The sequence below is a fragment of the Streptomyces glaucus genome, assembly GCF_039533365.1.
GTDB lineage: Bacteria > Actinomycetota > Actinomycetes > Streptomycetales > Streptomycetaceae > Streptomyces > Streptomyces glaucus.
This window is the reverse complement of sequence record NZ_BAAATK010000045.1, coordinates 26,101-36,974: the sequence shown is the minus strand read 5'-3', so window position 1 is coordinate 36,974 and position 10,874 is coordinate 26,101. Positions and strand designations below refer to the sequence as shown.

Below are 10,874 nucleotides of genomic sequence, written 5' to 3'. Positions count from 1 at the left end.
CGGCGGTCGTAGCCGCGGTCCCGGTCCCGGTCACGGTTGAACCCGCCCCGGTCGTCGCGGCGCTCGAAGGAACGCCCGTCGCGGTCCCGGTCGGAGGAACGGCCGCCCCGGTCACCCCGGTCGTCCCGGCCGAAGCCGCCCCGCTCCTCCCGGCGCTCACGCCGCTCGTACGCCGGAGCCTCGTCGCGCTCCCCGCGCTCGCCCCGCTCGACGTCCCGCGCGGTCGGCTGCTCCGGCAGCGACACCTCGGCGACCGGCGACTCGGCGGCCGCGGCGTCCCGCGCCCCGTCCAGGACCGTCTCCGGGTTCTCGCCGCGCTCCCGCGCGACCCTGGCCAGCAGCCGGTCCGCCTCCTCGCGCAGCTCGGTCGCGCGCCGCTGCGCCCGCTCCAGTTCCTTGGTGAGCTGGGCGACCTCGCGCTCGGCCTGCTGCGCCGCGTTGCCCGCGGACTCGGCCTGGACCTCGGTCATCGACCGGGCTCCGGTGATCTCGGCGACCTCCGGGTCGAAGGCCGCGCCGCCCTGGATGACGTGGCGCGTGGCGTCGACGCCCGCGTCCTCCATCAGCCGGAAGATCTGCCGCCGCTGGTGCGGCAGGGAGAGGGACACCACGGTGCCGGTGCGGCCCGCCCGCGCCGTACGGCCGGCCCGGTGCAGGTAGTCCTTGTGGTCGCCGGCCGGGTCGACGTTCAGCACCAGGTCGATGCCGTCCACGTGGATGCCGCGCGCCGCGACGTCGGTCGCGACCAGCACGTTCACGTACCCGTCCTTGAAGTCCGCCAGGGTCCGCGTCCGCGCGCCCTGCGTCATGCCGCCGTGCAGCGCCTCGGCCTTCACCCCGGCGTCGCGCAGCTGCTCGGCGACCCGGTCGGCGCCCAGCTGGGTCCGCACGAAGATGATCGTCCGTCCCTTGCGGGAGGCGATGGCCGCGGTGACCGGCGCCTTGTCCTTGGGCTTCACGATGAGGATGTGGTGCGACATGGTCGTCACCGCGCCCTGCGCCGCGTCGACCTCGTGCGAGACCGGGTCGTTCAGGTACCGGTCGACGAGGGTCTTGATCTCGTTCTCCATCGTGGCGGAGAACAGCATCCGCTGGCCGTCCGCCGGGACCTGGTCGAGCAGCTCGGTGACCTCGGGCAGGAAGCCCAGGTCGGACATCTGGTCGGCCTCGTCGAGGACGGCGATCTCGACGTTCTCCAGGGAGCAGGCGCCGCGGTTGATGATGTCGCGCAGCCGGCCCGGGGTGGCGACCAGCACGTCGACGCCCTTCTCCAGGGCGTAGATCTGGTTGCCCATGGACGTGCCGCCGCAGACGACCTTCATCTTCAGCCCGAGGACGTCCCCGTACGGCTGGAGCGCGTCGGCGACCTGCATGGCGAGCTCACGCGTCGGCGTGAGGATGACGGCCCGCGGCTTGTGTTTCTCGGTGCGGCCGCCGGCCAGCTGGGCCAGGGTCGGCAGGCCGAAGGAGAGGGTCTTGCCGGAACCGGTGCGGCCGCGGCCGAGGATGTCCTTGCCGGCCAGGGCGTCCGGGATGGTCGCGGCCTGGATCGGGAAGGGGGTGGTCACGCCGTTCTGCGCGAGCTTGCGCACGACGCCCTCGGGCAGCCCGAGGTCCGCGAAGGTGATCTCGGGGGCCTGGGGGGTGTCCTCGGTGCCTTCGTGGTTCTCGGGCACGACGACGTGGTCAGTACTGATGATGGACATGCGAATGCGAAACCTTCCGGAGTCTCGTCGGCACGCGCCCGTCAACTCCGTGATTCGCAATTCGCAATTACGACCGCCTCGATGCGGTCCACCACGGCATAAGGGAGTACGCGCCACACGGCGCGCTCTACGGTGGCGCCGGGCAAATGGGATCAAACGATCTGCCACCATACGCACCCGGGGGCCTCGAAGGCAAACCGAGCCGCACGACAGCAGATGGGACAGTCTCCCACACCAACACGTCCGGACGCCCGCGCATTCCTACGCCGGCGCTCCGGCTTCCGGCGCCGGCTCCCGCTGGACCAGCTGCGGCCCCGGCGGCTCGTGCGCCGACGACGACGGCTCCGCCTGTGTCGGCTCCGGCGAGGTGGTCGGCTCGGGCGGCGGCGGGGTCGGCGCCGGTTCGGCCGGGCGCGTGGGAGCCGGCGGCTCCGTGCGCGGCGGGGTCGGTCCGGCGGGCCCGCCCGGCAGGTCCGGCGCCGGCGCGGAGCCGCTCGCCGCGGCGGAGGGTTCCGCGCCGGGAGCCGCCGGCCCGCCCGCTCCGCCCTTCTTCCCGCCTGCGCCCTTGCCCTTGCCTCTTCCCCTGCCCTTGCCCCTGCCGTGCCCGTGCGCGCCGTCGGCCGCCGCGGCGCCGTGCCCGGCACCACCGCCCGACACCGCCGTCCCGCCGTCGGGTGTCTGCCCGCCCTGCCGGCCGGCGGAGTGCGACGGTTCGGCGCGTCCGCCGGCGCCGCCGTCCCCCACGCTCATGCAGCCGGCGGCGGCGGCGACGGCGACGACCGTGGCGGCCAGGCGGACGGGTACGGGCAAGGGGCGCACGGGCGGCCACCTCCGGGACGGGGCGGGGAAGGAGTCGACCTGCCCAACTCCCGCCGCCCGCGGGAGGACACGCGCCCGGCGGTCCGGACCCGGGCGTGTCCCGGCGGCCGGGCTCAGCCGTATCCGAGGGCGTGCAGCCGCGCGTCGTCGATCCCGAAGTGGTGCGCGATCTCGTGCACGACGGTCACCTCGGTCTCGGCGACGACCTCCTCACGGGTCGCGCACATCCGCAGCGTCGGCCCCCGGTAGATCGTGATCCGGTCCGGCAGCACACCGGCGTACCACTCGCCGCGCTCGGTCAGCGGGGTCCCCTCGTACAGCCCGAGCAGCTCGGGATCGTCCACCGGGGGCTCGTCCTCGACGAACACCGCGACGTTGTCCATCAGTCGCATCAGCTCCGGCGGGATCCGGTCGAGCGCCTCGGCGACCAGTTCCTCGAACTCCTCGCGCGTCATCTCCAGCACAGGCCCATTGTCGGGTACGTCACCCCCGTGCGAGACCCCTGATCGTCCCGCATATCCGGCCTCCGACTTGGGCATACGGGACCAATGGTCCGCGTCCCCTCCGCAGTCCCGGACATTCCGAACACCATGCACCTCATGCGAAGGCTTCCGCGCGTCCCGACCCGCCGCCGTTCCGCGCGCCGCGCGCCCGCCGCCGGGCTCGCTCCCCGTCCGCGCCCCTGGGCCCGCGCCCTCGGCCTCGTCGCCGTCGTCCTCCTCGGCGCCTGGCTGGGCCTGCTGGTCGTGGGCAACGTACGGGTCCCGGTCGGCCCCGTGGACACGACGATGACCCTGCGTCCGTCCCTCACCGGCGGCACGAAGATCAACGTCTCGCCGCTGGGCGCCCTCCAGTTCGACAGCCACAGCGCCCCCGTCCGCCTGGACGTCAACGTCGACCAGCTCGACCCGGCCCGCTCCCAGGCCCTGGTCGACCATCCCGAGCGCCTCTCCGGTCTCCAGGAGGAGGTCACCCGCGACGTCGCCCACGGCGCGCTGGACCTGGCCGCGCGCTCCTGCGTCGCGGTCGTCACGGGCGCCACGGCGCTCGGCCTCGCGGTCTACCGCCGCCCCCGCCGCGCCCTGGCCGCCGGCGGCCTGGCCCTGACCCTCCTGGCCGCGTCCGGCGGAAGCGCCTACGCCACCTGGAACCCCGAGTCGGTCCTGGAGCCGAGGTTCTCCGGCCTGCTCTCCTCCGCCCCCTCCCTGGTCGGCAACGCGCGCAGCATCGTCACCGAGTTCGACGTCTACCAGAAGGAGCTGGCCCGGCTGGTGACGAACGTGACCAAGCTCTACGACGCCACGTCCACCCTCCCCGCCTACGCCCCCGACCCCACCACCATCCGGGTCCTGCACGTCTCGGACATCCATCTGAACCCGGCGAGCTGGAAGATCATCGCCTCGCTGGTGGAGCAGTACGACGTGGACGTGATCGTCGACTCCGGCGACACGATGGACCACGGCACGGCCGCCGAGAACGGCTTCCTCGACCCGATCGAGGACCTGGGCGCCCCCTACGTCTGGGTCCGCGGCAACCACGACTCCCCGACCACCCAGCGCTACCTGGACGGCCTGCGGAACGTGCACGTCCTGGACGACGGCCGCGCCGAGACCGTCGCGGGCCTGCGCTTCGCCGGCATCGGCGACCCGCAGTTCACCCCCGACCGCTCCAAGCGGCCCGGGGCCGAGGCGTCCCAGGAACTGGCGGGCGCCCGCCTGGCCTCGGCGCTGCGCGACCAGCGGGCCGCCGGCCGGCCCGTCGACGTCGCCGTCGCCCACGAGCCGGCCGCGGCCCGCCAGGTGGACGGCGAGGTGCCGCTGGTCCTGGCCGGCCACATCCACCACGCGGAGACGGAGGTCATGAAGTACGGCACGCGGCTGCGCGTCGAGGGCTCGACCGGCGGCAGCGGCCTGCGCGCGGTGGAGGGCAGGTACCCGGACCCGATCCAGGCGTCGGTCCTCTACTTCGACCGCGACACACGCCGCCTCCAGGCCTGGGACGCGATCGAGCTGGGCGGTCTGGGCCAGGCGACGGCCGAGGTCAGCCGCCATCTCGCGGAGGAGAACCAGCCGGGCGCCACGCCCTCGCCGAGCGGCTCCTCCCCCGCCCCCGCGACAAGCGCCCCGTAAACCGTTTTGGCGATCCCTCCCGCCATCCCATATGCTTCTCACGTCCCCGACGCGCTGAGAAGCGCCCAGGCGGGCCGATAGCCCTCATCGTCTAGCGGCCTAGGACGCCGCCCTTTCAAGGCGGTAGCACGGGTTCGAATCCCGTTGGGGGCACGCAGTACAGTGTGCGACACTTACCTTCGTCGGTTCGCACGCAACCACACCTGGTCCTGTGGAGCAGTTTGGAGTGCTCGCCACCCTGTCAAGGTGGAGGCCGCGGGTTCAAATCCCGTCAGGACCGCTGAGGTTTCACGTGAAACCTCGTGGCTGGGTAGCTCAGTTGGTACGAGCGTCCGCCTGAAAAGCGGAAGGTCGCCGGTTCGACCCCGGCCCCAGCCACCAGCCGAAGGCCCCGTTCATCGAACGGGGCCTTCGTCGTGTCGGGCCGCTCTCCTCCTTCACCGGCCGCCGGGATGGCGGTGACGCCAGGTCCAGAAGACCGCGCAGGAGAGCACCGCCCAGCCGGCCAGCACCAGGAACGGGAAGACGTGCTGGTGGCCGGGGAAGTAGACGGCGGTGTGCTGGGCGTTGACCGAGGCGCCGGGCGGCAGCCACTGGCCGATCACACCGAGCGGGGACGGCAGCAGCGGCCAGGAGACCGCGCCGCCCGAGGACGGGTTGCCGAGCAGCACCATCAGCCCCCAGGTCGGGAGCATCGCCCAGCGCCCGACCAGGGCGTTGAACATCGTGAAGACCATGCCGGACGTGAACATCGTCAGCGCCAGGATCATCCAGGACTGCACGAACGGCAGGTCCAGCGCGCCCAGCAGCCAGTCCACCGCGGCGACGATCGCGAACCCGCCGAGCAGGGCGTAGGCGGCGGTGTAGGCGATCCGTTCCAGGGGATTGAGGTCGCGGGCGTGCACGCTGAGCTGGATCGCGCCGACGAAGCCGATGATCACGGCCGCGAGCGAGATGTAGAAGATCGCCAAGCCGCGCGGGTCGCCCTCCTGCAACGGCCTGAGGTCCCTCACCTCGACCGCGACCCCGGTGGCCCTGCCCACCTTCTGCGCCGCCTGCTCCAAGACCTCCGCGACCGACGCCCCGGACGCCCCGGAGAGGTCCAGCGTGACCGCGTCACCGCCCGCGGGGACGTCGAGCACGGCGAACACCTTCTGCTCGTCCACCGCCGCCACGGCCGCGCTCCGGCTGTCGTAGGGGTGCAGCTTCACCGAGGCGTCCAGGGCCTCCTCCAGACCGGCGACGAAGCGGCGGCCCGGATCCTCGCGGTAGGCGCCGACCACCGCCGTGGGGACGGTGCGCGGGGTCGGGTCGGCCATGGCGTACGTGTACGAACCGGCGAAGAGGCCGGCCGCGGCGGCGAGGATCAGCGTCAGCACGGTCGCGGGCAGGAACGGTGACTCCCGGAAGGCGGTCCAGCGGTCCGCCCGGGTGGGTGGGCGTTCCCGGGCACCGCGCGCAGAATCGGACATACGACCCAAGCTAGATCATCGGCGGGACAAATCCAGTCGCCACGAATTTCCCGGAGGTGAGATCCTGGATCGCGTATGTCTACGCACCCCGCTCCCGCGCTCGGCGCCCTCGCCCCCCGCCTGACCGAGCTCTCCCTGCGCGACGCGCACCGCCTCGGCCGCAGGCTCGACGGCGCGCGCAAGATCCGCAAGCCCGAGGCCCGCGCCGCGGTCCTCACCGAGATCGAGGCCGAGGTCGCCAGGGCCGAGGCACGCATGGCCGAGCGGCGGGCCCGCGTCCCCGCGGTCACGTACCCCGAACAGCTCCCCGTCAGCCAGAAGAAGAACGAGATCGCCGACGCCATCCGCGACCACCAGGTCGTGATCGTCGCCGGTGAGACCGGCTCCGGCAAGACCACCCAGATCCCCAAGATCTGCCTGGAGCTCGGCCGCGGTGTGCGCGGCATGATCGGGCACACCCAGCCCCGCCGTATCGCCGCCCGCACGGTCGCCGAACGCGTGGCCGAGGAGCTCGACACCCCCCTCGGCGAGGCCGTCGGCTGGAAGGTCCGCTTCACCGACCAGGTGAACCCGGACGCCACCTTCATCAAGCTGATGACGGACGGCATCCTGCTCGCCGAGATCCAGACCGACCGCGAGCTGCGCGCCTACGACACGATCATCATCGACGAGGCGCACGAGCGGTCCCTCAACATCGACTTCCTGCTCGGCTACCTCGCCCAGCTGCTCCCGAAGCGCCCCGACCTCAAGGTCGTCATCACCTCGGCCACCATCGACCCCGAGCGCTTCTCGCGGCACTTCGACGACGCCCCGATCATCGAGGTCAGCGGCCGCACCTACCCCGTCGAGGTGCGGTACCGCCCCCTGCTGGAGGAGGACTCCGACGACGCCGACCGCGACCAGATCACCGCGATCACGGACGCGGTCGAGGAGCTGATGGCCGAGGGGCCCGGCGACATCCTCGTCTTCCTGTCCGGCGAGCGCGAGATCCGCGACACCGCCGACGCGCTCACGAAGAAGCAGTACCGGTCCACCGAGATCCTGCCGCTGTACGCCCGGCTCTCCCACGCCGAGCAGCACCGCGTCTTCCAGCCGCACACCGGCCGCCGGATCGTCCTGGCCACCAACGTCGCCGAGACGTCCCTGACCGTCCCGGGCATCAAGTACGTCATCGACCCGGGCTTCGCCCGCATCTCCCGCTACAGCCACCGCACCAAGGTGCAGCGGCTGCCCATCGAGCCGATCTCGCAGGCCAGCGCCAACCAGCGCAAGGGCCGCTGCGGCCGCACCTCCGACGGCATCTGCATCCGCCTCTACTCCGAGGAGGACTTCGACGCCCGCCCGGAGTTCACCGACGCGGAGATCCTGCGGACCAACCTCGCCTCCGTCATCCTGCAGATGACCGCGGCCGGCCTCGGCGACATCGAGAAGTTCCCCTTCATCGACCCGCCGGACCACCGCAACATCCGCGACGGCGTCCAGCTCCTGCAGGAGCTCGGCGCCCTGGACCCGGCCCAGAAGGACCCCCGCAAGCGCCTCACGGAGACCGGCCGCAAACTCGCCCAGCTGCCGGTCGACCCGCGCCTGGCCCGCATGGTCCTGGAGGCCGACAGGAACGGCTGCGTCCGCGAGGTCATGGTGATCGCGGCCGCCCTGTCCATCCAGGACCCGCGCGAGCGCCCCGCCGACAAGCAGACCCAGGCCGACCAGCAGCACGCCCGCTTCAAGGACGAGACCAGCGACTTCCTCGCCTACCTCAACCTCTGGCGGTACATCCGCGAACAGCAGAAGGAGCGCGGCTCGTCCTCCTTCCGCCGCATGTGCAAACAGGAGTACCTGAACTTCCTGCGCATCCGCGAGTGGCAGGACATCTACACCCAGCTGCGCACGGTCGCGAAGCAGATGGGCATCCACCTCAACGACCAGGACGCCCCCGCCGACCGCATCCACGTCTCCCTCCTCGCCGGCCTGCTGTCCCACGTCGGCATGAAGGACGTCAAGGACGGCAACAAGAACGAGTACCTGGGCGCGCGCAACGCCAAGTTCGCGATCTTCCCGGGTTCGGCCCTGTTCCGGAAGCAGCCCCGCTTCGTGATGTCGGCCGAACTCGTCGAGACCTCCCGCCTGTGGGCCCGGGTCAACGCGAAGATCGAGCCCGAGTGGGTCGAGCCCCTCGCCGGCCACCTCCTCAAGCGCACCTACAGCGAACCGCACTGGGAGAAGGACCAGGCCGCGGTGATGGCGTACGAGCGGGTCACGCTGTACGGCGTCCCGATCGTCGCCCAGCGCAAGGTCAACTACGGCCGGATCGACCCGGAGGTCAGCCGGGAGCTGTTCATCCGGCACGCCCTGGTCGAGGGCGACTGGCGCACGCACCACAAGTTCTTCGCCGACAACCGCAGACTCCTCACCGAGGTCGAGGAGCTGGAGCACCGCGCCCGGCGCCGGGACATCCTGGTCGACGACGAGACCCTGTTCGACTTCTACGACCAGCGGATCCCCGAACACGTCGTCTCCGGCGCGCACTTCGACTCGTGGTGGAAGCGCAAGCGGCACGAGCAGCCCGACTTCCTCGACTTCGAGCGCGAGATGCTCATCAACGAGAAGGCGGGCGCGGTCACCAAGGCCGACTACCCGGACTCCTGGCGCCAGGGAAACCTCAAGTTCCGTGTCACCTACCAGTTCGAGCCGGGCGCGGACGCGGACGGCGTGACCGTGCACATCCCGCTCCAGGTGCTCAACCAGGTCACCGGCGAGGGCTTCGACTGGCAGATCCCGGGGCTGCGGGAGGAACTCGTCACGGAGCTCATCCGGTCCCTGCCCAAGCCGATCCGCCGCAACTACGTGCCCGCGCCGAACTACGCGAAGGCGTTCCTGGAGCGGGCCGTCCCGTTGCAGGAGCCGCTGACGACGACCATGGCGCGCGAGCTGAAGCGCATGGTCGGCGTCCCCTTCGAGGCGGACGACTTCGACTGGTCCAAGGTCCCCGACCACCTGAAGATCACTTTCCGGATCGTCGACGAGCGGCGCCGCAAGCTCGCCGAGGACAAGGACCTCGAAGCGCTGAAGCTGAAGCTGAAGCCGAAGGCGCGCAAGGCCCTCTCCCAGGCCGCGGCGGCCACCGCCTCCCGGCAGGGCGGGGAGTCCCTGGAGCGCGGGGGCCTGACCGACTGGACGATCGGCACGCTCACCCGCGTCTTCGAGACCCGCCGGGCGGGGCAGCCGGTGAAGGCGTACCCGGCGCTGGTCGACGACGGGCCGGCGGCGAACACCGTCTCGGTGCGCCTCTTCGACACCGAGGCCGAGCAGGCCGAGGCGATGTGGAAGGGCACGCGGCGGCTGATCCTGCGCAACATCCCGGTCAACCCCGCGAAGTTCGCATCCGAGAAGCTGACGAACGCTCAGAAGCTCGCGCTGTCCGCGAATCCGCACGGCTCCGTCCAGGCCCTGTTCGACGACTGCGCGACGGCCGCGGCCGACAAGCTGATCGCGGACTTCGGCGGACCGGCCTGGGACGAGGAGTCGTACCGGAAGCTGTACGACAAGGTGCGCGCCGAGATCGTCGACACGACCGTCCGCACCGTGGAGCAGGTGCGGCAGGTGCTGGCCGCCTGGCAGGCCTGCGAGCGCCGGCTGAAGGCCGTACGCAGCCCCGCGCTGCTGCCGAACCTCCAGGACGTGCGGGGGCAGCTGGACGCCCTCGTGAAGCCCGGCTTCGTGACGGAGACGGGCCTGCGACGGCTGCCGGACCTCGTGCGCTACCTGGTCGCCGCCGACCGCCGGCTGCAGCAGATGCCGACCAACGTCCAGCGGGACACCACGCGCATGGAGAAGGTCCGCGAGATGCAGGACGAGTACGCGTGGCTGCTGGAGCAGATGCCGCAGGGGCGCCCGGTGCCCCAGCAGGTCCTGGACGTCCGCTGGATGATCGAGGAGCTGCGGGTGAGCTACTTCGCCCATGCGCTGGGCACGGCGTACCCCGTCTCCGACAAGCGCATCGTGAAGGCGATCGACGCGCTGGCGCCGTGACACCCCGTGCACGGTGGGTGAGTTCGACCAAGGGGCTCACCCTCCTGTACAGTCCTTCTCGCAGCGCAACGCAGAACAAGCGCCGCGAAACCTGGTCCTGTGGAGCAGTTTGGAGTGCTCGCCACCCTGTCAAGGTGGAGGCCGCGGGTTCAAATCCCGTCAGGACCGCAGAACGATCGAGGCCCGCGCCGACACGGCGACGGGCCTCAGTCGTGTCTCCGGCACTCCCGGGTCCTCGTCATCCCGCCGATCCGGCGGCCGCACCGCGGCCGGACACCCCGGGTGCGCCAGGACGCGCACCGGCCGCGCCGCCCCGAACCGGCGCGCGGTGTCCCCGGGAAGCGCCACGCCGTCTTGACGCCGTCACATTCGCTCGGTACCCCGGAAGCAGGGCCACCCCCCGCGCGGCCCGCCCCGGAGGTGGCGTATGGCGGCATCGGCCCGGCACGAGACAGGGGCACTGCTCCGCGCGCATCTGTCGGCCGCGTCGTCGTACGGCCATCTGACCCGCCACTGCCCGGTCTGCCACCGCCTGCTGCGGCTGGCGATGGACTCCCCTCCCCGGTCGGCGGAACGCCCCGAGGGGACCGCCGAGGACGAGAGCCCCTCCCCCGCGTGACCCCGTCGGCGTGACCCCGCTCACGGACCCGCATCGCCGGCAGCGGCAGCGGCAGCGGCAGCGGCAGCGGCAGCGGCAGCGGCAGCGGCAGCGGCAGCGG

The 10,874-nt window shown here is 71.9% G+C and carries 7 protein-coding genes and 4 tRNA genes; 7 read left to right on the top strand and 4 right to left on the bottom strand.

Translation table 11 applies throughout. The features are described 5' to 3' along the window. The 3 genes from ABD363_RS26065 to ABD363_RS26055 all read right to left on the bottom strand — a co-directional run. A partial coding sequence (locus tag ABD363_RS26065) for a DEAD/DEAH box helicase (protein WP_344607755.1) occupies nt 1-1,706 on the bottom strand: 1,706 nt, incomplete at its 3' end. Nucleotides 1,707-1,967: 261 nt separating this feature from the next. After that, nucleotides 1,968-2,525, bottom strand: coding sequence for a hypothetical protein (locus tag ABD363_RS26060; protein ID WP_344607754.1), 558 nt, complete (start codon nt 2,523-2,525; stop codon nt 1,968-1,970). A 113-nt stretch (nt 2,526-2,638) separates the two neighbouring features. Next, a complete protein-coding gene (locus ABD363_RS26055; protein WP_344607752.1) occupies nt 2,639-2,989 on the bottom strand; it encodes a metallopeptidase family protein in 351 nt (116 codons plus the stop codon). A gap of 84 nt (nt 2,990-3,073) precedes the next feature. Between ABD363_RS26055 and ABD363_RS26050 the strand changes: the two genes are divergently transcribed. The 4 genes from ABD363_RS26050 (at nt 3,074) to ABD363_RS26035 (ending at nt 5,035) form a co-directional block, all read left to right on the top strand. Next, nucleotides 3,074-4,654 carry a metallophosphoesterase family protein gene (locus tag ABD363_RS26050; protein ID WP_344607750.1) on the top strand — a complete coding sequence of 527 codons (1,581 nt, stop codon included), beginning with the start codon at nt 3,074-3,076 and terminating at the stop codon, nt 4,652-4,654. Between the two features lie 80 nt (nt 4,655-4,734). Further along, nucleotides 4,735-4,807: transfer RNA gene (locus ABD363_RS26045), tRNA-Glu, on the top strand. 52 nt (nt 4,808-4,859) lie between these two features. Then, nucleotides 4,860-4,934 (top strand) — tRNA-Asp (locus ABD363_RS26040). A 24-nt stretch (nt 4,935-4,958) separates the two neighbouring features. Beyond that, nucleotides 4,959-5,035, top strand: a tRNA-Phe gene (locus tag ABD363_RS26035). A 56-nt stretch (nt 5,036-5,091) separates the two neighbouring features. On the opposite strand, the gene ABD363_RS26030 is transcribed toward ABD363_RS26035, so the two are convergent. Beyond that, nucleotides 5,092-6,126 carry an ABC transporter permease gene (locus ABD363_RS26030; RefSeq protein WP_344607748.1) on the bottom strand — a complete coding sequence of 345 codons (1,035 nt, stop codon included), beginning with the start codon at nt 6,124-6,126 and terminating at the stop codon, nt 5,092-5,094. Between the two features lie 75 nt (nt 6,127-6,201). Here ABD363_RS26030 and hrpA point away from each other — a divergent pair, with 75 nt between their 5' ends. The 3 genes from hrpA (at nt 6,202) to ABD363_RS26015 (ending at nt 10,774) form a co-directional block, all read left to right on the top strand. Further along, the gene (hrpA, locus tag ABD363_RS26025) at nt 6,202-10,155 is read left to right on the top strand and encodes an ATP-dependent RNA helicase HrpA (RefSeq protein WP_344607746.1); all 3,954 of its coding nucleotides are present in this window, start codon (nt 6,202-6,204) and stop codon (nt 10,153-10,155) included. Nucleotides 10,156-10,248: 93 nt separating this feature from the next. Continuing rightward, a tRNA-Asp gene (locus ABD363_RS26020) sits at nt 10,249-10,323 on the top strand. Between the two features lie 259 nt (nt 10,324-10,582). Then, nucleotides 10,583-10,774 carry a DUF6274 family protein gene (locus tag ABD363_RS26015; protein ID WP_344607744.1) on the top strand — a complete coding sequence of 64 codons (192 nt, stop codon included), beginning with the start codon at nt 10,583-10,585 and terminating at the stop codon, nt 10,772-10,774. Nucleotides 10,775-10,874: the final 100 nt, after the last annotated feature.